The following is a 24,258-nucleotide window of genomic DNA, read 5'->3' as shown; positions in this document are numbered from 1 at the left end:
ATAGCCTATTTTTAATTTTTAATTATAAGTTTTATGATGTACAAGTTCTTCTAGACGCATCATGATAGATGTTAATTCCTCCATTGTGCTTTTTCCTTTATCATGCAAATACCAAAGTTGTAATTCTTTTTTTGCTGTTTGATCTACTATCCCATGTTGAGCCTTATAATTTTTAATCAGATTAGTCGCTCCTTCAGGTCGAGGACCCCAAGTTGCTTTTAACTCCTTGTTTTCATTATCTAAAATAATAACTTTTGGTATAGCACGCGCATCATTAGTTAAAAAACAACTCATTAGAGGATCATTTGCATCTCTAAATACGAATCGTAAATTAATTTTATCCGTTACAGAACTTATCTTTGATAAAACAGGTGCTATTTGAGCCACATCTCCACACCAACCCTCTGCTAATACTAACCAAGTATATTCATTTTTTATATTTTTTAATTTTTCCAAAACATCTTCAGGAATCTGCAAAGTTTTATCTAAACGATTCATGCGAGTTTGGTTTAATTGGCTATAATACAGATGATCTTCCGACTGATCATTACCTGAAGACTTTCCTTGAACTAATAAGTCGGCTAGTGATTTTCTATACTCTGAATAGGTATAACTATTTAATAGACCTTGGATAATTTCTGTTTTCATAATAGTTAATAGTTTGTGTGTTTTTTTTAGATTTTCGAAATTATAATCTTCTAATAAAAATATTAAAATTAATTATATTATACGTAATTAATATGTAAATTTATATGTAAAAAAATATTTTTATTGTAACAAAAATTACATAATATGAAAAAAATACGTTGCAACTGGTGTGAAAAAGATGATTTATATCGTAACTACCATGATAATGAATGGGGTACCCCAGTGTACGATGATGAAACAATTTTTGAATTTTTGGTATTAGAAACCTTTCAAGCAGGGTTGAGCTGGTATACCATTCTTTGTAAGAGAGAAAATTTCAGAAAAGCTTTCAATAATTTTGATTTTGAAAAAATTGCAAAATATAGTCAAAAGAAGATGGAACTACTAGCACAAGATTCGGGTATTATTCGTCATAAACTTAAAATAAAAGCAACCGTAACAAACGCACAAGCGTTTATTAAAATCAGGGAAGAATTTGGAACTTTTTCGGAATACATTTGGGGCTTTGTAGATGGCAAACCTATAGATAATACTCCTCAAACGTTAAAAGATGTTCCAGCTACCACCGAAATATCAAACAAATTAAGTAAAGATCTTAAAAAAAGAGGATTTAAATTTGTGGGTTCTACCGTAGTCTATGCCTATATGCAGGCGATAGGTATGGTAAACGATCACATAGAAGATTGTTGGAAGAGGAATAACTGATTCAAAATTTAACATTTATAATTTAAAATAAAAGTTTACATTTGTCTCGTACTTTAGGGGTGTTTGCATAGCAAGCTGAGATTTTACCCTTTGAACCTGATCTAGTTCATACTAGCGTAGGGAAAAGTAAATGACTTCTTTTATAGCATCCTAAGCTATACCTGTGGCCATTCCTAAAGTGATAAAACTAACAAAGAATGGAACTTATAATTAATCAAGAAAAAAAAATATTTGAGAATGAAGCACTCACTGTGCAACAATTACTCGATATTGAATTACCTAATAAACAAAGAGGTATTGCAATTGCAATAAATGAACAAGTAATCCCAAAATCACAATGGGACAGTACTTCTATACAACCTAATCAAAATATAATTATTATTAAAGCTACTCAAGGAGGTTAAAATTCTAGATTTCTGAATATTACTTCTGTTTTTAAGATTTAAACCTATCCCAAAACTATTTATATAATTCTGTTAAGTATAAAACTATGGAAAATACAATCACTAGAGCACCTTTCCCGAACTCAAAAAAGGTGTACGTTCAAGGCGAAATACACGACATTCAAGTAGCAATGCGTGAAATTACTTTATCGGATACTAAACTAACTAACGGACAAGTAGAACAAAATCCACCCGTTACTGTTTATGATACTTCTGGTGCCTATACTGATCCAACTATGGAAATTGATGTACGTAAAGGGTTACCTCGTTTACGTGAACAATGGATTTTAGATAGAAAAGATGTTAATATATTAGATAGCCTAAGTTCTGAATATGGAAAACAGCGTTTAGCGGATAAAAAATTAGATCATTTACGCTTTGAGTACCTACATCAACCAATGCGTGCCAAAAAAGGAGCCAATGTAACGCAACTTTACTACGCAAAACAAGGAATCATTACTCCCGAAATGGAATATATTGCCATACGTGAAAACCAACGCATTGAACAATTAGAAACGGCACAAAAGGCGATGTGTCAGCAACACGTAGGGGAAAGTTTTGGAGCAAGAACACCTAAAGGCAAAATTACAGCCGAGTTTGTTCGTAGCGAAGTAGCAGCAGGAAGAGCCGTTATCCCAAATAATATCAATCATCCAGAAAGTGAACCTATGATTATAGGGCGTAACTTTTTGGTAAAAATTAATGCGAATATAGGTAACAGTGCAGTAACTTCAAGTATTGAAGAAGAAGTTGAAAAAGCTGTTTGGGCTTGTCGTTGGGGAGCTGATACTATTATGGATTTATCTACAGGCAAGAACATTCATGAAACTCGCGAATGGATTATTCGAAACTCTCCTGTACCTATTGGAACTGTGCCTATTTATCAAGCTTTAGAAAAGGTAAAAGGGGTTGCTGAGGATTTAACTTGGGAAATTTTCCGCGATACCTTAATTGAACAATGCGAACAAGGGGTTTCTTATTTCACTATTCACGCAGGTGTTTTATTGCGTTATATTCATTTGACGGCAAATAGAGTAACAGGAATTGTATCTCGTGGCGGTTCTATTATGGCAAAGTGGTGCTTATTTCACCATAAAGAAAATTTCTTATACACGCATTTTGAAGACATTTGCCAAATTTTAAAACAATATGATGTAGCCTTTTCATTAGGTGACGGTTTACGTCCTGGTTCTATTGCCGATGCCAATGATGCTGCTCAATTTGCCGAATTAGAAACTTTGGGTGAATTAACAAAAATTGCTTGGAAACACGATGTACAAGTATTTATTGAAGGTCCAGGTCACGTGCCTATGCACCTGATTAAGGAAAATATGGAAAAACAATTGGAATGTTGTTCTGAAGCTCCTTTTTACACCTTAGGTCCTTTAACTACCGATATTGCACCAGGTTACGACCATATTACATCGGGAATTGGAGCAGCCATGATTGGGTGGTATGGTTGTGCCATGTTGTGTTATGTAACACCTAAAGAACATTTGGGTCTGCCGAATAAAAAAGACGTGAAAGACGGAGTAATCACCTATAAAATTGCAGCTCATGCAGCCGATTTAGCAAAAGGTCACCCAGGAGCGCAATACCGTGATAATGCTTTAAGTAAAGCCCGATTTGAATTCCGTTGGGAGGATCAATTCAATCTTTCCTTAGATCCTGACACTGCTCGTGAATTCCACGATGAAACTCTACCTGCCGATGCGGCTAAAGTAGCTCACTTCTGCTCAATGTGTGGTCCTAAATTCTGTTCGATGAAAATTTCACAAGAAATTAGAGATACTGCTGTCGAAGAAGGACTTAAAGCCAAATCGGAGGAATTTATTGAAAACGGTAAAGAGATTTATGTATAATATGATGAATTCACAGAGATACACAAAGAAGCTATGTGAACTTTGTGTGACTCTGTGAAAAAACTTTGTGATACGAGCGAAGCGAACTAAAGAAGTAAACTCTGTGTAAGAACTTTGTGAAACTTAGTGAACCAAAAAAAATGATTCTACTATCAACAGAACATACTATAGAAAATGAAATTCAAACCCTGCATCAGTTATTTGATGCAGGGCTTACTCATTTTCATATCAGAAAACCTAACTACACTTTACAAGAAACAAAAGCATATTTAGAAAAAATTGACACTTATTTTCATCCATTTTGTGTAGTATATTATCCTGAATTAGTAAATGAATACGATTTGAAAGGAATCCATCAAACTAGTCAAAATAGAAATTCGATAGTAAAAAATACAAAAAGTTTATCCACCTCAACGCATAGTATTACAGAATTTAATGAACTCGATTCGGCTTATCATTATGCCTTTTTGAGTCCAGTATTTCCAAGTATTTCGAAAGTTAATTATCAAAATCCTGAGATTCTTCATCAAATTGCTCAACGTACAAATTTTAATACCCAACTTATAGCTTTGGGAGGAATTTCAGAAAAAAACATTTCCGAAGTACTTCTGTATTTTAACTCGGTTGCCTTATTAGGTGCTATTTGGTTACATCCTAATCCTATAGAACAATGGAAAAAATGTCAAAACATCGTCCTTTCGTACTCAGTCTAGCAGGCTTTGATCCTTCGGCTGGAGCGGGGGTTCTTGCCGATGTTAAAACATTTGAAATGCAGAAAGTATATGGATTAGCCGTGATTACTGGTAATACTATTCAAACGGAAGATAGGTTTCTCAAAATGGAGTGGATGAACACTTCTTGGGTAATTGATAGTCTCAATCATCTTGCTAAACAGTATGAAGTACAAGCTGTGAAAATTGGAATTATTCCCAGCTTAGAAACATTGGATACGTATCTAAAAACAATAAAACTCTTGTGGCCAAAGGCTAAAATTGTTTGGGATCCCGTTTTAAAAGCCACCGCAAATTATGAATTCACTCCGCTTATTTACGATTGTTTACCATCTATTTTAGAACAAGTTGATCTCATCACTCCTAATCATAATGAATTAGACATCTTAGTTCCTCAATCCATAAGCCCTCTAGAAAAAACTGAGTTATTGGCACAACATACGGCAGTTTTATGGAAAGGAGGACATAATATATCCCAACTAGGAACAGATTATTTGATTATAAGCCATGAAACTCATACTTTAAAACCCTCTACTAACAAAATATATCCCAAACACGGTTCAGGTTGTATTTTATCATCTGCCATCACGGCACATTTAGCTCTAGATAAATCACTTCCAGAAAGTTGTAAAAAAGCCAAACAATTTATAGAACAAACATTAAACTCAAATAAAAAATTATTAGCCTACTATGTTACCTAAAATTCAATTTATATCGCAGGGGGCAACGCCTGAAAAGCAACTTAATTCGATTCGAAAAGCCTTAGATGCGGGAATTACTTGGACTCAATTACGTTATAAAAACGCTTCTAAAATTGATGTTTTTAGATTGGCCGAAAAAGTTAAAAAAGAAACGGATCAATATAATGCTTTGCTTACCATAAATGATTTTCCTACCATAGCCAAAGCCATAGATGCTCACGGATTACATTTAGGACTTACTGATGGAAGTATTGATCAAGCACGTGAATTATTAGGTAATGTTAAAATTATAGGAGGTACAGCCAACACTCTTGAAGATGTACAACAACGATTAGCTGAAAGATGTGATTATCTGGGTTTAGGTCCATTGCGATTTACTACCACTAAAGAAAAACTAAGCCCCCCGTTAGGTTTTGAAGGTTATAAAAAAATTATCAATACCAGCTCAAATACAGCATTGGTAAAACCCATTTTTGCCATTGGAGGAATAGTAGAAAATGACCTCCCTAAACTAGTAGAAATTGGAGTGTATGGCATAGCCGTTTCTGGTTTAATTTGTAATGCCACACAACCTAGTCAAATTGTAAAACAACTCAACGAAACACTTTATACGTATGCTTAAAATAGGAAATACCACATTTAGCTCCCGATTGTTTGTTGGTACTGGAAAATTTGGTTCTAGTCAAATAATGGAAGAAGCTATTTTAGCCTCTGGTTCAGAATTAGTAACGGTAGCCTTAAAAAGAGTCGATTTTGAAACCGAAACCGATGCCATTCTTTCGCACCTCAACCATTCGCATATTCAATTATTACCCAATACTTCTGGAGCAAGAAATGCTAAAGAAGCTGTTTTCGCAGCGCAATTAGCTCGAGAAGCAATGGAAACGAATTTAGTAAAACTCGAAATTCATCCGGATCCAAAATATTTACTTCCTGACCCTATCGAAACCTTAAAAGCTACGGAAGAACTCGCTAAACTAGGATTTGAAGTCTATCCTTACATTCATGCCGACCCCGTTTTATGTAAGTTACTTGAAGAAGTAGGTACCGCGGCGGTTATGCCTTTAGGTTCTCCCATAGGAAGTAACAAAGGACTTCAAACCATTGATTTTTTAGAAATCATCATCGAACAAAGTAAAGTACCTGTAATTATTGATGCAGGTATAGGTGCGCCGTCCGATGCTGCTAAAGCAATGGAATTAGGCGCTGATGCCGTGTTAGTAAACACCGCAATTGCCGTAGCTGGAAATCCAGTAGCCATGGCACAAGCATTTAAAGAAGCCGTTATTGCAGGACGTAGAGCCTTTGAAGCTCAGTTAGCCAATCCGCTAGCACAAGCCGAAGCCTCTAGTCCGTTAACGTCGTTTTTATAGAAAAGTTGTCCGAAAATTAAAAAATCAACGCACCGTTTGTCACTCCGACGCAAGGAGGAGTCTCATAATCAATATTATGTGATTTTCTTCGCCTATTCGAGCAAAGCTCTCGGGGCTCCCGTTGATCGAAATGAGAAGATTGCGACCTTTTAGGACTACCTCTTAAAATCTAAAAATTATGACCTTTAAAACTGTATTTGAAAACTATTCTTGGGAAACTGTTGCTAACCAAATTGCTTCGGTAACGCATCGTGATATAGAAAATGTTTTGCGTAAACCTAAACGAACCGTTGAGGATTTTCTGGTGCTTTTATCTCCCTTAGCCCAAGAGTATTTAGAACCTATGGCGCAACTGGCTCATCAACTCACGCAAAAACGCTTTGGGAAAACTATTCAACTGTATGCGCCTATGTATTTGAGTAACGAGTGCCAAAATATTTGTACCTATTGTGGTTTTAGCCTTGACAATAAAATCAAAAGAAAAACACTTTCAGATAGTGAAATTCGTCAGGAAGTAAAAGCTCTAAAAGCTATGGGCTACGATCACGTTTTGTTGGTAACGGGTGAAGCTAATTATACCGTAAATATTGGTTATTTCCTAAATGCTATTGAAGTCATTAAAAACGATTTTGCCAATATTTCTGTTGAAGTACAACCGCTTTCACAAGAAGAATACGAACAATTGCATCAAGCGGGTGTGTATTCTGTATTAGTATATCAGGAAACCTATCATAAAGAAGTTTATAAACAATACCATCCTAAAGGAAAAAAGTCCAACTTCGATTTTAGGTTAGAAACGCCTGACCGAGTAGGGAAATCAGGGGTTCACAAAATAGGATTGGGTGTCTTATTAGGACTAGAGGATTGGCGAGTAGATAGCTTTTTTAATGCCTTACATATTGATTATTTACAAAAAACCTATTGGAAAAGCAAATACTCTGTTTCTTTTCCACGATTGCGACCTGCTGAAGGGATCATTGAACCCAATTTTATTATGGAAGATAAAGATTTGCTCCAACTTATTTGTGCGTACCGCATTTGGAATGAAGATCTTGAAATTTCGATTTCTACTCGCGAGAATGAACATTTTCGGAATCATATTATTCCTATTGGGGTCACAACAATGAGTGCTGGATCTAAGACTAATCCAGGTGGTTATGTTGTCGATCCGCAAACATTAGAACAATTTGAAATTAGTGATGAACGTCCTGTGGCTGAAATTGCGCAGTTGATTAGTGCAAAGGGTTATCAACCTGTTTGGAAGGACTGGGATAAGGCATTTAGAATTTAGAAATGACCTCTGTAAAACTTTGTGCTTTACTTTGTGAACCTCTGTGTAACAAAAAAATACAATTTAGAATTGAAAAATTGAAACACTCAGACTTGAAACCTATTTGTCTTCAAAAAATTAAAAGCTCCAGAGGAGCGATATATTACTTATGCTTACAATATCCGATTATTTGCGTTATTCCAAACATCTTCTTGTGCCTGAAATAAGGGAAGAAGGTCAATTAAAAATCAAAAATGCTAAAGTCCTCGTCATTGGTGCGGGTGGTTTAGGATGTCCCATTTTGCAATACCTCACTTCGGCTGGTGTAGGTACGCTGGGTGTGATTGATTTTGATACAGTAGCTTTACATAACTTACATCGTCAAGTTCTTTACAACGAAACTGATATTAATTTACCAAAAGTTACGCAAGCAAAAATTGTCCTTGAAAAACTAAACCCATCAGTTAATATACAAATTTTCAAGGAAAAACTAACTTCTAAAAACGCTCCAGATCTATTTGAAAGCTATGACATTATTGTAGATGGTTCGGATAATTTTACTACTCGATACTTGGTAAATGATGTTTGTGTACAATTAGAAAAGCCTTTAGTTTATGGCAGTATTTTTAAGTTTGAAGGACAACTAGCGGTATTCAATCATAACGGAAGCAAACAACTTCGCGATATATTTCCAGATTCACCTAACCCTGAAGACGTTCCTGATTGTTCATTAAACGGCGTAATTAGTTCGTTACCTGGCATTATAGGTACGATGATGGCACAAGAAACATTGAAAATGATTATAGGATTACCGGTTTTGAAAAACGAATTAATTGTTTTTTCAACTTTAAACTGGCAATTTCAAAAATTTGAGTTTTAATAATCTTTTAAAAATAGATTCTACATAATCTTTTGCTATTTTTGTTAAAAACACAAAAAATTGGACACATATCAAGCAATATTAATTCATCCAGATGTTTTTGGAGGAAGAATTTCAGGAAATTTACAGATAAAAACAAACGGAGTTTTTTTTGAATCCAGTTCTATAAATTATCACATAGAGTTTGCAAATCTATCCATTAGTGTTGGAGGTGCCTCTAATAGATTTATCTTTTTTTCTGATTCAACCATTAATTCCATTTCTGTTTATACTTCTGATAAATCCATTTTAAAAAATACTATTCTTGTATCAAATAATAAATTCAAACAAGAAATCAAAAAATCAAAAAGCACTTTAAACACCCCTCTTAAAGGAATAATAGTTTTTTTAATTATTATTACATTATTCATTACCTCTCTTTATCTTTTAAAAGATAAAATGGTGGAAGGAATAGCAAATCAAGTACCTATTTCTTGGGAGAAAAAAGCGGGAGATAAACTATTTAGTACATTATCTTTGCAATATCATTTTATAAAAAATGATTCATTAAAAAAGGAATTTATAAAAGTAGCTAAGCCATTATTTTGTCAAATTGAAAAAGAAGGTTATAAAATAGATTTACATTTTGTAAAAGATCCAACTATAAACGCATTTGCTCTACCAGGAGGAAAGGTTATTATTCAAACAGGGTTAATAAAAAATGCTAAATCTTGGGAAGAAGTTATGGGGGTACTCAGCCATGAGCTTTCACATGTAACAAAACGTCATCACATCAGAGGAATCATCAATAATTTAGGTGTTTTTGCTATTTTATCAGCTACCGTTGGAGATGTAAGCGCCATAGCAGGTACATTTATTAATATGGGGGGCGAATTAGCTTCACTATCCAATAGTAGAGATTTTGAAATTGAGGCCGATGAAAAGGGAATGAAATATCTAATAAACGCCAAAATAAACCCAGCTGGATTAATTTCTTTTTTTGAAACTTTAGAAAAAGAAGAAAAAACAATTTTAGATTCTACTTCAGTTAAAAACATAGATTTATCTTTTTTATCAACACATCCTGATACAAAAAGCCGTATCAAAAAATTAAAGGAACAACAAAAAGAAGATAAAACACAACATACGGTGTTGCCTAATACATTTAATGCTTTTAAAACAAAACTTTTAAACTTAAAATAAAACTATGAGAATTAAAACAGAAGGAAAACCTGCTTTTGCTTACGTAATGGTTGAACTCGAACCAGGAGAAACCATTGTTGCAGAATCAGACGCAATGTCTAGTATGTCGGCCGAGCTAGATTTAGATGCTAAATTCAATGGAGGATTTTTTGTGGGTTTGGCAAAAAAAATCTTAGGAGGTGAAAGTCTTTTTATCAACCATTTTACAAATAATACCAATAAAACACTTTCATTGCATCTAACTCAATCAACACCAGGGGATATAGAGATTAAAGAATTAGACGGTACACAAAGTTATTGTATTCAAAGAGGAGCCTATATTGCTTCCGAAAAAGGAGTTAAACTAAGTGTAAAATGGGCTGGTTTAGGATCGCTAATTGGGGGGGAAGGACTATTCAAATTAGTAGTTTCTGGAACTGGAAAAGTAATTTTTGGTGCTTATGGAGGTTTACTTGAAAAAGAAATAGATGGTGAATATATTGTAGATACAGGACATCTTGTAGCTTATGAACCTAATATGAAACTTAAACCACAACTATCAGGAGGTATATTTAGTAGTTTTTTTGGAGGTGAAGGCTTTGTTACTAGAATAGAAGGAAAAGGAAAAATATATATCCAAACAAGGAATTTATCTGGTTTAGTTTCTTGGATTAACAGACAAATATAATTGCTTACAATGGATACATTAAATATGGAAATACAAAAAAAATCAACTGCTTTAAATGTTGATTTACAAATGCGACCAAGTTCTACTGCTGCTGTAATAAAATTACAACCTGGAGAAGAATTTACCGCAGAAGCGGGATCTATGATCGCCATGACTCCAAGTGTCACTATGACAACTTCCTCACAACAAAAAAAATCGGGAGGTTTCTTAAAAGGGTTAAAAAGAATGTTATCTGGAGAGAGCTTTTTCTTAAATCATTATAAAGCAAGTAGCGAAGGGGGAACTGTTTTTTTAAGTACTACGCTCGCTGGCGATATGATGGTAAAAGAACTTCAGGGCGAAGGTATTATTGTTCAAGGTGGGTCTTATGTGGCAAGTTCACCAAATATTACTATTGACATGAGCTTTCAAGGGTTCAAAAATTTAGTTTCTAAAGAAAGCCTTTTTTGGTTATCAGTCAAAGGAGAAGGAACTGTAATTGTAAATTCATTTGGTGCTATCTACCCTATCCAAATTGATGGTGAATATATAGTAGATACAGGACATATTGTAGCTTTTGAAGAAACCCTAAATTTCACACTAACAAAAGCGGGTAAAAGTTGGATAAGTTCAATTTTAGGAGGTGAAGGATTAGTATGTAAATTTGAAGGGAAAGGAACTGTATGGGTACAATCTCATAATACTTCAACGTTTGGAGGAATTCTAGGACCTAAACTTAAACCAAGAGGCTAACAACATTATGGAAACACAAAATAAAGGATTTAAATTTACAATGGATTGCAAACCAGATTTTGGTTTTGTAACCATCAACATACCAGCAGGAGAAAAACTAAAGGTAGAGGCTAGTGCTATGGCAACTATGGATACCAATCTAGAAATGAAAACAACTTTGAAAGGCGGTTTTTCAAGATTTTTAACGGGTGAGTCATTATTTATCAATGAATTCACAGCAAAAAATGGTTCAGGTGATATTCAGTTAGCGCCCGCTTGTCCTGGAGATATAGAACACATTTATTTAAACAACGAAACTGTCTATATTCAGAACAGTGCCTTTTTAGCTTCTTCAGAAAACATAACTATTGATTCAAAATTTCAAGGTTTAACAAAAGGGTTTTTCTCAGGTGAAAATTTATTTTTAATTAAATGTTCTGGAGAAGGGGATCTTTGGTTTAATTCTTATGGTGGAATCATACCGATTAACGTAGAAGATGGTTATGTAATAGATACGGGACATATTGTAGCGTTTACAGAAGGATTAACGTATGATGTAACCAGAGTTGGTGGATATAAATCGCTGTTCTTTTCAGGAGAAGGATTAGTATGCAGATTTCAAGGAAAAGGACGAATCTGGATTCAAACTAGAAAAATAACCCCATTCTTGAGCTGGACTTATCCATTTAGACCTGAGAAAAAAAGTAAATAATATTCAAGAGGCTGTCTAAAAAGGCAGCCTTTTTATCACTTAATACATCTAGTGAGAATATCTTTTGTATGGGATTCTATAAACTAGGGTCCTTTTTTATAAAACTCTCTTTATTTTTCTTTTAAAAGAGCTATAAAGTCTTCTCTTGGTATTTCATAACATCCTAAAGAAGCCAAATGGTCGTTGTATATTTGACAATCTAACAATTTATATTTATTCCCCTTTAGATAATCTACTAATGCAATAAAAGCTATTTTAGAAGCATTACTTACATGAGAAAACATACTTTCTCCACAAAAAACAGGATTCATATCTACCCCATACAATCCACCTACTAATTCCTCACCTAACCAAACCTCAACGGACATTGCCTTTCCTCTTTCATGTAAATATGTGTAGGAATCTATCATTTCATCTGTAATCCAAGTTCCGTATTGGTTTGGACGATAAATTTGTTGACAATTAATCATTACATCACGGAAACATGTATTAAAGGTAATTTTAAAAATACCTTTATTTATTACATTTCGCATGCTTTTAGAGGGTTTAAATTCATTAGGAAATAAAACCATACGCTGAGGTGGACACCACCATAAAATAGGATCATTATCATCAAACCAAGGGAAAATACCGTTTTTATAAGCCAATAGCAATCGTTCAGGCGATAAATCGCCACCTACTGCTAGTACGCCTTCTTTTGATGTCTCTTCTACTGGTGGAAAATATAATTCTTTAGTTATAAAGTACATAATTTATTAGAAAAATAAAAAAGTACAAAGATATTATTAAACTAAAAAGTCATTCAAATATTTTGCATACTGAATGACTTTTTTATCTTTTATCTTTCCTTTCAATTAAAAAGGAAGATCGTCATGTTCTTCTTCATTAAAACTAGGCGCTGGTTCAAAAGCTTGTGCGGCAGGCATTGGAGGCATTTGTTGGGACATAGCAGGTTGTGTTGCTTGCATAGGTTGCACTCTTTCAATTCTCCACCCTTGAATGGTGTTAAAATATTTAGCTTCTCCTTGTGGATTAATCCACTCGCGACCACGTAAATTAATGGATACTTTTACCTGTTCTCCCACTTGGAAGTTATTCAAATCATCTACTTTTGCTTGAGTAAACTCAATCATGATATGTTGTGGATATTGCTCCTCTGTTGTAACTACTAATTCTCTTTTTTTAAAAGATGCACTAACCTCTTGTGTAGGGTTAATCATTTTAATTCTTCCTGTAACTTCCATGATAACTTGTATTAATTATTTTGCTAACAACACTTTCCATGCCGAAAGTATGTCCTGTTTTTTTAAATACTCTTTAGCTAATTCCTTGATTATTATAGGATTATTAGCTTGCAAAGCTTCTTTAATTGAATTGTTTTCTTGGACAAAGATAAGGATTTCTTCTTCTTTTGGCAAAGCCTCTATATTTCCTAACATACCTAAATCATTTCCTGTAAAAAAAGAATCTTCTTTAATAAAGTTAGGAATTGCATCTACTCCAATCCCCAAAGTGATCAAAGGTTTTGGAACTTCAAACAACCCCATATTAGAACGCGAATACCAATTTCCGCCTAAACGAGCCACTAAATCAATTTTATGTTGATCAATCATCCCATTTTCATCTAAGATAGTTTCATCTACATGGATTTTGAGAACTTCACAAATTATTAAATTACCAGCACCTCCTTCTGTTCCTAATGCAATTATCTCATTTACTTTACATTCAAATTGTACGGGTGATTCGGCAACACGAAATGGTTTTACAAGATCAGAAGATAAAGCCGTGAGACCTGCTTTTTCAAATTCATTTATTCCTTCGGGATACTCCGTGCTAGAAAGTGACATTTGTTGTACCATATCATAGTTTACAACATTTATTACTACTTCTTTAGTTTCTAATGCGTTTTCTAAGGTGTGCTTAGTCGTATTACCTCTTACTCTTCTGGCAGGAGAAAAAACTAATATAGGAGGATTAGCACTAAAAACATTAAAAAAGCTAAAAGGAGATAAATTAGGTCTACCTTGTGCATCTATCGTACTAGCAAATGCAATGGGTCTTGGTGCAATGGCCCCTTGTAAATAGGACTGAACTTGTGGGGTAGATAATTCAGTAGGAATGAAACTTTTCATCTATAAATTGGTTTTTAAACAAAAATAAGAAAAGAAGCTATAAAATAAAGTAAAGAAAATAGACTTTTATTATATTTAGACTTTTAAGTATAAATATGAATTTTACCAATAAAAATAATTCTATTCGTTGGCTACTAGTAGGGTTTTCTTTCCTAATTATTAGCCTTATTTTGTGGAACACCTATACTTTGATGCAAATTTTTAGAAAAGAAGAGCGTCATAAAATGGAACTTTGGGCTACAGCTCAAAAAACATTACAAAATGCAACAGATGAAACCGAAGTAGATTTGCCTCTACAAATACTAACCAATAATGAAACTATTCCTACAATACTATTAGATGAAAAAGACAATATATTGAGTTTTACCAATCTAGATGAAGCTCTATTTAAGAGCCCTAAAAAAACGAAACATCTTATTCTACAATTTAAACAAGCTAATAACAAAATTAATATTGAATACGACAAAGGAAAACGTCGCTATTTATATTATATGGACTCGGCGTTATTAAGCCAACTAAAATATTATCCTATAGCATTGATTACGATCATTGTGCTATTTGGTGCTTTAGTTTATAATTATTATAGAACCAATAAAATTTCAGCTCAAAGCAAACTCTGGGCGGGTATGGCCAAAGAAACAGCACATCAAATAGGTACACCGCTTTCATCACTAATGGGATGGGTCGAAATTATGAAAGCTGAGCAAGTAGATGAAATTATCGTTTCTGAAATTGAAAAAGATCTTTTTAGACTTCAAAACATAACGGAACGTTTTTCTAAAATAGGCTCTGAACCTAATTTAGAAAATAAAAATATTGTGGAAGAAACAAAATTAGTATACGATTATTTAGCTTCCCGATTTGAAGGACAAGTGAAATTTCAGTTTTTTTCGGCTGAACAAGATTTGTTTGTCAAAATAAATCCTACATTACATAGTTGGACAATAGAAAATTTAGTAAAAAATGCTGTAGATGCTATGCGAGGTAGAGGAGATATAGATCTAATTATAGTAAATGAAGATGATTATATTAAAATAAAAATATCCGATTCAGGTAAAGGCATTCCAAGAAATCATTTCAAAAAAATATTTGAGCCTGGTTTTACAACTAAAAAAAGAGGTTGGGGGCTTGGATTATCTTTGACTAAACGTATAGTAGAAGAATATCATAAAGGAAAAATAAAAGTTTTACATTCTGAAATTAACAAAGGAACGATCTTTCAAATTAGTTATAAAAAATGCGTCTAAGTTACTGGGAAATAAAAAATTGGTTTACAGCCGTTGATTTTGCCATAGTAGGCAGTGGAATCGTAGGTTTGCATACCGCTTTACGTCTGCGCGAACGATACCCTAACAGCAAAATACTTATTTTAGAAAAAGGGAAACTCCCAGAAGGAGCTAGTACCAAAAATGCTGGGTTCGCTTGTTTTGGTTCTCTATCAGAGATTCTAGACGATCTAAAAACACATACAGAAGAAGAAGTTATTCAACTCGTAAAAAAACGTTGGAATGGATTACAACTACTACGTAAAAATTTAGGAGATGTTTCTATTGATTTAAAACGCTATGGTGGGTATGAATTATTTTTATCGGAAAATGAAGACTGTTATGAAGACTGTTTGCAAAAAATGCCATTTATAAATAATCTTCTTCGTCCTTTGTTTAAAGCAGATACTTTTGAAAAACAAACAAATCGTTTTAATTTTAAGAACATAAAAAAATATAGCCTATTTAATCCATTTGAGGCACAAATAGATACAGGCCAAATGATGCAAGCATTGTTAAAAAAAGGATTCGAAAATAATATTCTCATTTTAAATAATCAAACGGTTAAAAATTATGCAGACTTAGGGAATGAAGTAGAAGTAGAATTAGGGGATTATACCTTTAAAACCCAAAAACTACTCTTTGCAACCAACGGATTTGCTGAAAATTTAACAAATGGTGAAGTAAAACCTGCGAGAGCACAAGTACTCATAACTGAACCTATACCTAATTTAGAAATAAAAGGAACTTTTCATTTAGATAAAGGATATTATTATTTCAGAAATATAGACAATCGGATTTTATTAGGAGGAGGACGAAATTTAGATTTTATAGGTGAAACAACTATTTCACTGGATCAAACAGCTTTAATACAAAACAAATTGGAAGAATTATTAAAAACTGTAATTTTGCCACAAAATAAAGTAACCATTGCTCATCGTTGGAGCGGTATTATGGGAGTAGGCATTCACAAAAAACCAATAGTAAAATCGCTTTCAACAAATGTTTTTTGCGGGGTACGAATGGGAGGTATGGGTGTTGCCATAGGGAGTTTAATAGGACAAGAATTAGCGGATTTAATATAAATGACAACAAAAAAAAACATAAATAACAAAACAAATACAAAAACGAAGTCTAAAAAACCATCGTCTACTTTTACGACTAAGGTTAAATTGTTTTTATGGAAGTGTTTTTTGTATTTTAATGTAATCTCTATAGCTTTTGTATTTTTATTTAAATACATACCAGTACCTTTTACTCCTTTAATGATAATACGAGCAATAGAAAATAAAGCAGCTGGTAAAGAAGTTATCTTTTCACATGATTGGGTACCCATTGATGATCTATCCCTTAATTTACAAAAAGCCGTTATATCTAGCGAAGACGGTCTTTTTCTTCAACACAACGGATTTGATTTTTCTGCTATGAATAAAGCATTTAAAGGAAATCTAAAAGGAAAAAAATTAAAAGGAGGAAGCACCATATCACAACAAACAGCTAAAAACGTTTTTTTATGGCAAGGACGTAGTTACTTACGTAAAGCATTAGAAGCTTATTACACTGTTTTGATTGAATTAGTATGGGGTAAAAAACGCATTATGGAAGTTTATTTAAACAGCATCGAAATGGGGAATGGTATTTATGGAGCAGAAGCCGCATGTCAATACTGGTTTCACAAAAGCTCTAAAAGCCTCACAAAATACGAAGCCGCTTCAATAGCAGCCATATTACCAAGTCCAAGAAAATACAAAGCCGTTGGATCTTCTAACTATGTTGAAAAGAGAAAAAATAAAACCATCCGTGTAATGCGTCATATAGGAACTTTAGAATATTAAAATTTTAATTTAAAGATAATTTTCATAGAATTTATTTTATAGTTTTCTAGGTAATTTTATGAAGTGTTTTAATAAACCATATATTATGAATCTATCCATAAAAAAAAGATATATTTTACCTGTACTTGCAGGAGGTTTTTTGTTTGTAGGAGCTAGTTTCAAAGAAGATTTTTTTGAAATAGCCAAACAAATAGAAATCTTTACAACCTTATTTAAAACTGTTAACATAAATTATGTTGACCAAACAAATCCTGCTGAATTAATGGATAAGTCAATAAAAAGTATGTTAGCAGAACTAGATCCCTACACTGTTTATTTTAATGAAGCTGACGTAGTTCGCTTCAAAATAAATAATACAGGTGAATATACAGGTATAGGTGCCATGATTACCAGAAAAGAAGGAAAAACGTATATACGTGAACCTTATAAGGGGTATCCCGCAGACAAAGCGGGTTTAAAAGCGGGTGATGAAATCATTCAAGTTAATGATGTCATCCTTTCTGATTTTAAAGAAGATGTATCTCAATTACTAAAAGGTAGTAAGAATACCAAAATTTCTATACAATATAAAAGAAATAATGAACTCAAAACGACTCAATTAGTTTTAGATGAAATAGATGTAAAAGCAGTTCCCTATTATGGTATGGCTGACTCTAAAACAGGCTATATTGTACTCTCACAATTTAATGCAAAAGCTTCCAGTGAAACGAGAGAAGCATTAGAAAATTTAAAAGATCAAGGAGCCACCCAAATCATATTAGATCTTAGAGGCAATCCTGGTGGCCTTTTACACGAAGCAGTTAATATATGCAATTTATTTGTTCCTGCGGGCGAGGTAATTGTAACCACAAAATCTAAAATAGAAAAACACAATAACGTCTACAAAACATCTAAACAACCCGTAGATTTAGACATTCCACTTGCTATTATCGTAGATGGTAAGAGTGCTTCTGCTAGTGAAATTGTTTCAGGCGCATTGCAAGACCTAGACCGAGCAGTAATCATAGGTTCTAGAAGTTTTGGCAAAGGATTAGTTCAACGTCCTATAGATTTAACATACGGTACGCAATTAAAAGTAACTATTTCTAGATATTATACACCATCAGGGCGTTGTATCCAAGCTTTGGATTATTCAAAAAAAGATCCTAATGGTAAAGCTATACGTACGGATGCAAAAAATTATAATGCTTTCAAAACACGTAAAGGAAGAACCGTATACGATGGTGGAGGGATTCAACCTGATATTGAACTGGAAGAAAGTAAAACGAGTACTATAACTGATGCTTTAGTCAGAGGGGATGCTATTTTTATGTATGCCAACCAATACTATTATAAACACCCTAATTTAGGTAATTCAATCCCGAACTTAGGAGATACAGATTTTAGCGAATTTAAAAATTACTTGAAATTACAAAAATTTTCGTTTGATACTAAAACCGATCTAGCGCTTAAATCCGTTTTAGAACAAGCTAAAAAAGAAAAAATAGAGGGACAAATTAAAACCCAATACGAGGCTTTGCAACAAGCTTTACAGAAAACAGATGAGGTAGAATTAGATAAGAATAAAAATGAAATTATAAATTTATTAAAAGACGAACTCATCAAAAGATATCAATACAAAGAAGGCCTTTATCAATACTATGCAAAAAATAATAGCGTTATAAAAAGAGCTACCGATTTATTAAACAACTCAGTAGAGTACAAGAAAATTTTATTAAAATAAAAAAGAAAGACTGTCCAAGATAAGAATAAATTGAATTTTTTGCACTAGGAAAAGCAATGAACATGGTAAGACAGTTTAAGAAATAATAGAATAAAAAAAACAAACTCAAATATTTTGTTAAGCCCAATGGTTAGAATTTGTTTTTTTGTAGCCTTTTAAAAATATCATACAATTCAAGAAATGATATATGAAATGTTTATCAGTAACAATAAATAAAAGTATAGGTTTTTCAGTATGAACAAGAAATTAGCAAAAAAGTATCTGAAGTAATAAATGATTCGTTTGTTTATTACAAAAAATCAGAGTTACTAGCTTTTATTACTTTTGTAAATAAATGTCAATTTGACATTCTTTAAAAATGGCTTAAAATTTGTAGTTTTATTAAAAAAATAAAATCATGATAGGATATTATATTTTACTTGGGGGGATTGCCCTTGTAAGTTGGTTAGTTAGTAACCGTTTACAACATAAATTTGATTATTATTCAAAAGTACATTTGAGAAATGGATTAAGTGGTGCCGAAATTGCAGAAAAAATGCTCCACGATCACGGGATTTATGACGTGAAAGTAATTTCTACACCAGGTAGATTAACGGATCATTATAATCCAGTAGATAAAACGGTAAATTTATCAGAAGCAGTGTACAATCAAAGAAATGCAGCTGCGGCTGCCGTAGCGGCTCATGAATGTGGTCACGCGGTTCAACATGCAACAGCATATAGTTGGTTAACAATGCGTTCTAAAATGGTGCCGATGGTAAATGTATCCTCTTCTATATCCCAATGGTTGATTATGGGCGGTTTGATTTTAGGAATTGCTTCTAAAGGATTATCAATAGGATATGTTGTGGCATTAATAGGTTTAGCCTTGATGACTATAGCAACCGCTTTTTCGTTAATTACATTACCTGTAGAATATGATGCAAGTAATCGAGCATTAGCTTGGTTAAAAAACAAAAATATGGTAAGTCAACAAGAATATGAAGGAGCAGAAGATTCCTTAAAATGGGCTGCTAGGACCTATTTAGTAGCAGCTATTGGAGCAGTAGCATCTATGTTGTATTGGGCAATGCAAGTATTTGGCAGGAGAGATTAATCTTCTGAGTAAAGAATCATAATTGCCTTAAAAGTAAAGTTAAAAAATTGCTTTTAAGGCATTTTTAGTTAATTTATACTTGTATTTGTCTTTCTATTTGCTGATCTAACGATATAAAAGTTTCAGTTCTAGAAACGCCTTCTATTGATTGAATTTTGGTGTTTAACAATTGCATTAAATGTTCATTATCACGACAGATCATCTTTATTAAAATACTCCAATTGCCTGTAGTATAATGGCACTCTAACACTTCTGGAATTTTACGTAACTCTTTAACAGCTTCTGAATTTCGTGCCGCACGATCTAGGTATATTCCTACAAATGCCATAGTACTATATCCTAAGACTTTTGTATTAACAATAAACTTTGAACCTGAAATGACTTTAGCTTCTTCTAATTTTCGTAACCTTTGATGAATAGCCGCTCCTGAAATTCCTATTTTGTTAGCAATTTGTAAAATAGGTTTACGAGCATCTTCCATTAAATAACGTAAGATTTCTTTGTCTATACCGTCAATTTCAATTTGTAAGTGATTTATTCGCATGGATTTAAAATTGAAAATCGAAAGTTAACTTTTGTTTTTAAATAAAACAATAAAACTAAATATTATTCGGTCTTGAAACTTATGAATACAGCCCAAAGCATCCTGTTTACTAGGTGCTTTTTGTCTTATGACCGAACAAAATTAGACCGAACGAGATATAAAAAAATCACCCATCGAAACGAATGGGTGACTTAAAAATAAGTAGGAGGGTAGATTAATTATACCCTTTGTATGGAACTTCTTTTTCATTGAAAACAACCCCATACTTTTCTAATTCTTTTAATATAGGTATATAAACCTCTTTTTTAATTGGTAATTGTACACCAGGTGTCGTAATATTCCCGTTTAAAATTTGTAAAGTTGCCATTGCCACAGGCAAACCCACTGTTTTAGCCATAGCGGTATAGGTCTGATCATCGCCTATGCAAACCATGGTGGCATCTATTTGTTTGCGTTCACCATTTAATTCATAACCAAATTTATGATACATAACAATCATATCTTTGTCATGAGGCTGTAATGTCCAAGAATCAGTTAATATCTTTTCTAAAGCTTGTGCTGGTGTAGCATTCTTAATACCGAGTATTTTTTGACTACTAAATAAATCCAATTCCACAAGTTTGTCCCACATTACATCGTCTTGGTCTATTTTTAATTGATGACGTAATTTTATTTCAACGGAGTCACTAGCGTGGTAAGGTAAAAATAGATTTATAAAATCACGATAGCTCATTTTTTCAGAATCATCAATTACATAAGAATCATCTGTCATACCCAGTTGGACAAACATATCCCATGCTTTAGAATAGCCTACACGACGGATAGTTCCTCTATAAAGAGTTAAAGCATCATCTAAATTATAGATGCTTTTATATTTTAGTGAATCTCGATTAGCGTATCCTTCAAAACGCCCAAATCCATCAATTTCTAGAAATTCCGTTCTACGAAATAATTTATTATACGGAATGTACTTGTAAGTTCCTTCTTGTATGAATTTGGCAGCTCCACCTTGACCTGCTAACACAACATTTCTAGGAGCCCAAGTAAATTTATAATTCCAAAGGTTAGAGTCATTTTCAGGAGCTACTAATCCACCACAAAATGATTCAAAGAGTATTGTTTTACCTCCTTGTTCGCGGATTTCATCTAATACTTTCATCGCACTCATGTGATCTATACCAGGATCTAATCCTACTTCATTCATGAATACTAAACCATTTTTTTTTGCCTGTTCATCTAAAGCTTGCATGGCATCACTAATGTATGAAGCGGTAACCATGTGTTTTTTGTATACAATACAATCTTTTGCTACCTCAATATGCATATGAGCAGGAAGCATTGAAATTACTATGTCCGCTTTTTGAATTTCAACTTGTCGCTGATTTGCATCATGAATATCTAAAGCAATAGGCGTTGCGTTCTTATGACCCAATGTTTTACGTTGTGCTAATTCTAATGACAAATCACCTATGGTAAGATGTAAATTTTCGCTTTCAGATTTTTCTAAAAGGTATTTTATTAAAGAAGAAGCAGAACGACCTGCTCCGATAATTAGTACATTTCTCATTTTTAGTTTGGTAAAAAATCACACAAATGTAATCAAATGTTGTTTTTTCAAAAACGAAATGGATAAAATATATAGTTTTTTTTGAGAAGACTGTGGTAAATTTGGAAAAAAATTCAATAAAATGGACAAGAAAATTCTATTAGCAGCTTTGCTCTTTGGGGCAGTTTCAATTATTCTGGGAGCTTTTGGAGCGCATGCCCTTAAAAAAACCTTGGATTCAGATCAATTAGTTTCTTTTGAAGTAGGGGTGCGTTATATGATGTATCATGCTTTATTTTTACTGTTTTTAGCTACAACCAATGTGTTCTTACCTGAACAAAAAAATATAATTTTTAATTTGGTAGTACTAGGAATATTGTTTTTTTCTGTTTCCATTTTCCTTCTTTCTACACAGTCTATCACAAGTTTTAATTTAAAATTCCTAGGGCCTATAACGCCTGTAGGAGGAATATTGTTAATATCTGCTTGGGTTCTGGCATTTTATTACATTTTTACAAAAAAAATCTAAACTGTGAGTCTATTTAAATAATATTTATACTTTTGTCGTTAAAATTGAACACACACATCATAAATTTTATGGAAGCATACACACCACCTACGAAAACGATTTCGTTAGAAAAGTACGGAATTAGTGGCGTTAAAGAAATTGTATATAATCCTACATACGAATTGTTGTATCAGGAAGAATTAAGCCCTGAATTAGAAGGTTACGAAAAAGGGCAGTTAACTGAATTGGGGGCAGTTAATGTAATGACAGGTGAGTTTACAGGTCGTTCTCCTAAAGATAAATATATTGTTAAAGATGCTGTAACAGAAGATACTATTTGGTGGACTTCTGAAAAGGCTGTAAACGATAACAAGCCTATTAGTACTGATACTTGGAATGCTTTAAAGCAAAATACAATTGAACAATTATCAGGAAAAAGACTTTTTGTAGTTGATACTTTTTGCGGGGCCAATGAAAACACACGATTAAAAGTTCGTTTCATTGTAGAAGTTGCATGGCAGGCGCATTTTGTGAAAAATATGTTTATTCGTCCAACAGAAGAAGAGTTAGCTGATTATGGCGAACCTGATTTTGTAGTAATGAATGCCTCAAAACGCGGTTTTGCAGATTATAAAACGCACGGGCTGAATTCTGAAGTTTACATTGCTTTTAACCTAACAGAAAAAATCCAACTAATTGGAGGGACTTGGTATGGTGGAGAAATGAAGAAAGGTTTGTTTTCAATGATGAACTACTATTTACCCTTACAAGGGATGGCTTCTATGCACTGTTCAGCAAATAAAGGAAAAGACGGCGATGTTGCCGTATTCTTTGGTTTGTCAGGAACAGGAAAAACTACTTTATCTACAGATCCTAAACGTGAATTAATTGGAGACGATGAGCATGGATGGGATAATGACGGTGTTTTTAACTTTGAAGGAGGTTGTTATGCAAAAACAATTGATTTAAGTAAAGAAAACGAACCAGATATTTACGGCGCCATCAAACGCGATGCTTTGTTAGAAAACGTGACGGTTGATGCGGATGGTAAAATTGATTTTAAAGATGGTTCTGTAACACAAAACACACGTGTTTCATATCCTATTTATCATATTAATAATATTGTAACTCCAGTATCAAAAGCAGGTCATGCTACTAAGGTAATATTTTTAACAGCAGATGCTTTTGGTGTAATGCCTCCCGTTTCTAAGTTAACTCCTGAACAAACAAAATATTATTTCTTGTCAGGATTTACCGCTAAATTAGCAGGAACTGAAAGAGGAGTAACACAACCAGAGCCAACTTTTTCAGCGTGTTTTGGTAAGGCGTTCTTGTCTTTGCATCCTACAAAGTATGGGGAAGAATTGGTGAAGAAAATGGAAGAACACAATGCTAAGGCCTATATGGTAAATACAGGGTGGAATGGTACAGGTAAACGTATTTCTATTAAAGACACACGTGCTATCATTGATGCTATTTTAGATGGTTCTATTGAAAATGCAGAAACAACCGTTGTACCAGTATTTAATTTTGAAGTTCCTACAGCATTACATGATGTTAATTCTGAAATTTTAGATCCTCGTAATACGTATGTTGATGCTTCAGAATGGCAAACTAAAGCAGAGGATTTAGCAGGAAGATTTATTAAAAACTTTGTACAATATACAGATAATGAAGAAGGCGAACGTTTAGTAGAAGCGGGACCCCAATTATAAAACAAGAAT

The 24,258-nt window shown here is 33.3% G+C and carries 26 protein-coding genes and 1 riboswitch; of the genes, 20 read left to right on the top strand and 6 right to left on the bottom strand.

What is annotated here, in order from left to right; all coding sequences use genetic code 11:
• Positions 1 to 18: 18 nt before the first annotated feature.
• Entirely contained in the window at positions 19 to 648 is a 630-nt protein-coding gene (locus tag HUE53_RS07255) for a thioredoxin family protein (RefSeq protein ID WP_014165870.1), read from the bottom strand.
• 144 nt (positions 649 to 792) lie between these two features.
• Between HUE53_RS07255 and HUE53_RS07250 the strand changes: the two genes are divergently transcribed.
• The 13 genes from HUE53_RS07250 to HUE53_RS07190 all read left to right on the top strand — a co-directional run bounded on the left by HUE53_RS07250 (position 793) and on the right by HUE53_RS07190 (position 11,885).
• Entirely contained in the window at positions 793 to 1,353 is a 561-nt protein-coding gene (locus HUE53_RS07250; protein WP_014165871.1) for a DNA-3-methyladenine glycosylase I, read from the top strand.
• A gap of 45 nt (positions 1,354 to 1,398) precedes the next feature.
• Positions 1,399 to 1,493: riboswitch (TPP riboswitch) on the top strand.
• A gap of 57 nt (positions 1,494 to 1,550) precedes the next feature.
• On the top strand, positions 1,551 to 1,757 hold the full coding sequence (gene thiS / locus HUE53_RS07245) for a sulfur carrier protein ThiS (protein WP_014165872.1): 207 nt from the start codon (positions 1,551 to 1,553) through the stop codon (positions 1,755 to 1,757).
• Between the two features lie 86 nt (positions 1,758 to 1,843).
• On the top strand, positions 1,844 to 3,658 hold the full coding sequence (gene thiC, locus HUE53_RS07240; protein WP_014165873.1) for a phosphomethylpyrimidine synthase ThiC: 1,815 nt from the start codon (positions 1,844 to 1,846) through the stop codon (positions 3,656 to 3,658).
• A gap of 140 nt (positions 3,659 to 3,798) precedes the next feature.
• On the top strand, positions 3,799 to 4,371 hold the full coding sequence (locus HUE53_RS07235; RefSeq protein ID WP_014165874.1) for a thiamine phosphate synthase: 573 nt from the start codon (positions 3,799 to 3,801) through the stop codon (positions 4,369 to 4,371).
• The gene (locus HUE53_RS07230; protein WP_041253451.1) at positions 4,338 to 5,090 is read left to right on the top strand and encodes a hydroxymethylpyrimidine/phosphomethylpyrimidine kinase; all 753 of its coding nucleotides are present in this window, start codon (positions 4,338 to 4,340) and stop codon (positions 5,088 to 5,090) included. The genes HUE53_RS07235 and HUE53_RS07230 overlap by 34 nt, the downstream gene beginning before the upstream one ends.
• The gene (gene thiE, locus HUE53_RS07225) at positions 5,080 to 5,712 is read left to right on the top strand and encodes a thiamine phosphate synthase (RefSeq protein ID WP_014165876.1); all 633 of its coding nucleotides are present in this window, start codon (positions 5,080 to 5,082) and stop codon (positions 5,710 to 5,712) included. The genes HUE53_RS07230 and thiE overlap by 11 nt, the downstream gene beginning before the upstream one ends.
• Positions 5,705 to 6,463, top strand: a complete 759-nt coding sequence (locus HUE53_RS07220) for a thiazole synthase (protein WP_165793176.1) — start codon at positions 5,705 to 5,707, stop codon at positions 6,461 to 6,463. The genes thiE and HUE53_RS07220 overlap by 8 nt, the downstream gene beginning before the upstream one ends.
• 178 nt (positions 6,464 to 6,641) lie before the next feature.
• Positions 6,642 to 7,754: a 2-iminoacetate synthase ThiH gene (thiH, locus tag HUE53_RS07215; protein ID WP_014165878.1), complete on the top strand. Its 1,113-nt coding sequence runs from the start codon at positions 6,642 to 6,644 to the stop codon at positions 7,752 to 7,754.
• A gap of 148 nt (positions 7,755 to 7,902) precedes the next feature.
• Positions 7,903 to 8,613 carry a HesA/MoeB/ThiF family protein gene (locus HUE53_RS07210; RefSeq protein ID WP_065212860.1) on the top strand — a complete coding sequence of 237 codons (711 nt, stop codon included), beginning with the start codon at positions 7,903 to 7,905 and terminating at the stop codon, positions 8,611 to 8,613.
• A gap of 60 nt (positions 8,614 to 8,673) precedes the next feature.
• Complete coding sequence (locus HUE53_RS07205; RefSeq protein ID WP_014165880.1) at positions 8,674 to 9,795, top strand: M48 family metallopeptidase; 1,122 nt, start codon at positions 8,674 to 8,676, stop codon at positions 9,793 to 9,795.
• Positions 9,796 to 9,799: 4 nt separating this feature from the next.
• Entirely contained in the window at positions 9,800 to 10,462 is a 663-nt protein-coding gene (locus HUE53_RS07200) for a TIGR00266 family protein (protein ID WP_014165881.1), read from the top strand.
• A gap of 9 nt (positions 10,463 to 10,471) precedes the next feature.
• Complete coding sequence (locus HUE53_RS07195; RefSeq protein WP_014165882.1) at positions 10,472 to 11,194, top strand: TIGR00266 family protein; 723 nt, start codon at positions 10,472 to 10,474, stop codon at positions 11,192 to 11,194.
• A gap of 7 nt (positions 11,195 to 11,201) precedes the next feature.
• A complete protein-coding gene (locus tag HUE53_RS07190) occupies positions 11,202 to 11,885 on the top strand; it encodes a TIGR00266 family protein (protein ID WP_014165883.1) in 684 nt (227 codons plus the stop codon).
• Positions 11,886 to 11,995: 110 nt separating this feature from the next.
• On the opposite strand, the gene aat is transcribed toward HUE53_RS07190, so the two are convergent.
• From aat to HUE53_RS07175, 3 genes are all read right to left on the bottom strand, one after another.
• Entirely contained in the window at positions 11,996 to 12,634 is a 639-nt protein-coding gene (gene aat / locus HUE53_RS07185) for a leucyl/phenylalanyl-tRNA--protein transferase (protein ID WP_014165884.1), read from the bottom strand.
• Positions 12,635 to 12,739: 105 nt separating this feature from the next.
• Complete coding sequence (locus tag HUE53_RS07180) at positions 12,740 to 13,129, bottom strand: DUF3127 domain-containing protein (protein WP_014165885.1); 390 nt, start codon at positions 13,127 to 13,129, stop codon at positions 12,740 to 12,742.
• A gap of 15 nt (positions 13,130 to 13,144) precedes the next feature.
• Positions 13,145 to 14,017, bottom strand: a complete 873-nt coding sequence (locus HUE53_RS07175; protein WP_014165886.1) for a flavin reductase family protein — start codon at positions 14,015 to 14,017, stop codon at positions 13,145 to 13,147.
• Positions 14,018 to 14,112: 95 nt separating this feature from the next.
• Between HUE53_RS07175 and HUE53_RS07170 the strand changes: the two genes are divergently transcribed.
• The 5 genes from HUE53_RS07170 to HUE53_RS07150 all read left to right on the top strand — a co-directional run bounded on the left by HUE53_RS07170 (position 14,113) and on the right by HUE53_RS07150 (position 19,936).
• Positions 14,113 to 15,264: a sensor histidine kinase gene (locus HUE53_RS07170; protein WP_014165887.1), complete on the top strand. Its 1,152-nt coding sequence runs from the start codon at positions 14,113 to 14,115 to the stop codon at positions 15,262 to 15,264.
• Positions 15,255 to 16,367 (top strand): NAD(P)/FAD-dependent oxidoreductase, encoded by a 1,113-nt coding sequence (locus HUE53_RS07165; protein ID WP_077225832.1) that lies wholly within the window; start codon positions 15,255 to 15,257, stop codon positions 16,365 to 16,367. Before HUE53_RS07170 ends, HUE53_RS07165 begins: the two co-directional genes overlap by 10 nt.
• On the top strand, positions 16,368 to 17,117 hold the full coding sequence (gene mtgA / locus HUE53_RS07160) for a monofunctional biosynthetic peptidoglycan transglycosylase (protein ID WP_014165889.1): 750 nt from the start codon (positions 16,368 to 16,370) through the stop codon (positions 17,115 to 17,117). It abuts the gene before it with no gap.
• An 85-nt stretch (positions 17,118 to 17,202) separates the two neighbouring features.
• Positions 17,203 to 18,840, top strand: coding sequence for a S41 family peptidase (locus tag HUE53_RS07155; RefSeq protein WP_192188387.1), 1,638 nt, complete (start codon positions 17,203 to 17,205; stop codon positions 18,838 to 18,840).
• A gap of 397 nt (positions 18,841 to 19,237) precedes the next feature.
• The gene (locus HUE53_RS07150) at positions 19,238 to 19,936 is read left to right on the top strand and encodes a zinc metallopeptidase (protein ID WP_014165891.1); all 699 of its coding nucleotides are present in this window, start codon (positions 19,238 to 19,240) and stop codon (positions 19,934 to 19,936) included.
• A gap of 73 nt (positions 19,937 to 20,009) precedes the next feature.
• On the opposite strand, the gene HUE53_RS07145 is transcribed toward HUE53_RS07150, so the two are convergent.
• Entirely contained in the window at positions 20,010 to 20,480 is a 471-nt protein-coding gene (locus HUE53_RS07145) for an Lrp/AsnC family transcriptional regulator (protein ID WP_014165892.1), read from the bottom strand.
• A 214-nt stretch (positions 20,481 to 20,694) separates the two neighbouring features.
• Entirely contained in the window at positions 20,695 to 22,047 is a 1,353-nt protein-coding gene (locus HUE53_RS07140) for a saccharopine dehydrogenase family protein (protein WP_014165893.1), read from the bottom strand.
• Positions 22,048 to 22,168: 121 nt separating this feature from the next.
• Here HUE53_RS07140 and HUE53_RS07135 point away from each other — a divergent pair, with 121 nt between their 5' ends.
• On the top strand, positions 22,169 to 22,555 hold the full coding sequence (locus HUE53_RS07135) for a DUF423 domain-containing protein (RefSeq protein ID WP_014165894.1): 387 nt from the start codon (positions 22,169 to 22,171) through the stop codon (positions 22,553 to 22,555).
• 68 nt (positions 22,556 to 22,623) lie between these two features.
• Complete coding sequence (gene pckA / locus HUE53_RS07130) at positions 22,624 to 24,249, top strand: phosphoenolpyruvate carboxykinase (ATP) (protein ID WP_014165895.1); 1,626 nt, start codon at positions 22,624 to 22,626, stop codon at positions 24,247 to 24,249.
• The last annotated feature ends 9 nt before the right edge of the window (positions 24,250 to 24,258 follow it).

This window comes from Flavobacterium columnare, assembly GCF_014844295.1.
Classification (GTDB): Bacteria; Bacteroidota; Bacteroidia; order Flavobacteriales; family Flavobacteriaceae; genus Flavobacterium; species Flavobacterium columnare.
Note: the sequence above shows the minus strand (reverse complement) of the source record. Positions and strands in the feature narration are given on the sequence as shown.

Bases quoted from the DNA above. Each gene is read 5' to 3' on its own strand.
- HUE53_RS07255 (WP_014165870.1), bottom strand. From the start codon at position 648: ATGAAAACAGAAATTATCCAAGGTCTATTAAATAGTTATACCTATTCA.
- HUE53_RS07250 (WP_014165871.1), top strand. From the start codon at position 793: ATGAAAAAAATACGTTGCAACTGGTGTGAAAAAGATGATTTATATCGT.
- thiS (WP_014165872.1), top strand. From the start codon at position 1,551: ATGGAACTTATAATTAATCAAGAAAAAAAAATATTTGAGAATGAAGCA.
- thiC (WP_014165873.1), top strand. From the start codon at position 1,844: ATGGAAAATACAATCACTAGAGCACCTTTCCCGAACTCAAAAAAGGTG.
- HUE53_RS07235 (WP_014165874.1), top strand. From the start codon at position 3,799: ATGATTCTACTATCAACAGAACATACTATAGAAAATGAAATTCAAACC.
- HUE53_RS07230 (WP_041253451.1), top strand. From the start codon at position 4,338: ATGTCAAAACATCGTCCTTTCGTACTCAGTCTAGCAGGCTTTGATCCT.
- thiE (WP_014165876.1), top strand. From the start codon at position 5,080: ATGTTACCTAAAATTCAATTTATATCGCAGGGGGCAACGCCTGAAAAG.
- HUE53_RS07220 (WP_165793176.1), top strand. From the start codon at position 5,705: ATGCTTAAAATAGGAAATACCACATTTAGCTCCCGATTGTTTGTTGGT.
- thiH (WP_014165878.1), top strand. From the start codon at position 6,642: ATGACCTTTAAAACTGTATTTGAAAACTATTCTTGGGAAACTGTTGCT.
- HUE53_RS07210 (WP_065212860.1), top strand. From the start codon at position 7,903: ATGCTTACAATATCCGATTATTTGCGTTATTCCAAACATCTTCTTGTG.
- HUE53_RS07200 (WP_014165881.1), top strand. From the start codon at position 9,800: ATGAGAATTAAAACAGAAGGAAAACCTGCTTTTGCTTACGTAATGGTT.
- HUE53_RS07195 (WP_014165882.1), top strand. From the start codon at position 10,472: ATGGATACATTAAATATGGAAATACAAAAAAAATCAACTGCTTTAAAT.
- HUE53_RS07190 (WP_014165883.1), top strand. From the start codon at position 11,202: ATGGAAACACAAAATAAAGGATTTAAATTTACAATGGATTGCAAACCA.
- aat (WP_014165884.1), bottom strand. From the start codon at position 12,634: ATGTACTTTATAACTAAAGAATTATATTTTCCACCAGTAGAAGAGACA.
- HUE53_RS07180 (WP_014165885.1), bottom strand. From the start codon at position 13,129: ATGGAAGTTACAGGAAGAATTAAAATGATTAACCCTACACAAGAGGTT.
- HUE53_RS07175 (WP_014165886.1), bottom strand. From the start codon at position 14,017: ATGAAAAGTTTCATTCCTACTGAATTATCTACCCCACAAGTTCAGTCC.
- HUE53_RS07170 (WP_014165887.1), top strand. From the start codon at position 14,113: ATGAATTTTACCAATAAAAATAATTCTATTCGTTGGCTACTAGTAGGG.
- HUE53_RS07165 (WP_077225832.1), top strand. From the start codon at position 15,255: ATGCGTCTAAGTTACTGGGAAATAAAAAATTGGTTTACAGCCGTTGAT.
- mtgA (WP_014165889.1), top strand. From the start codon at position 16,368: ATGACAACAAAAAAAAACATAAATAACAAAACAAATACAAAAACGAAG.
- HUE53_RS07155 (WP_192188387.1), top strand. From the start codon at position 17,203: ATGAATCTATCCATAAAAAAAAGATATATTTTACCTGTACTTGCAGGA.
- HUE53_RS07150 (WP_014165891.1), top strand. From the start codon at position 19,238: ATGATAGGATATTATATTTTACTTGGGGGGATTGCCCTTGTAAGTTGG.
- HUE53_RS07145 (WP_014165892.1), bottom strand. From the start codon at position 20,480: ATGCGAATAAATCACTTACAAATTGAAATTGACGGTATAGACAAAGAA.
- HUE53_RS07140 (WP_014165893.1), bottom strand. From the start codon at position 22,047: ATGAGAAATGTACTAATTATCGGAGCAGGTCGTTCTGCTTCTTCTTTA.
- HUE53_RS07135 (WP_014165894.1), top strand. From the start codon at position 22,169: ATGGACAAGAAAATTCTATTAGCAGCTTTGCTCTTTGGGGCAGTTTCA.
- pckA (WP_014165895.1), top strand. From the start codon at position 22,624: ATGGAAGCATACACACCACCTACGAAAACGATTTCGTTAGAAAAGTAC.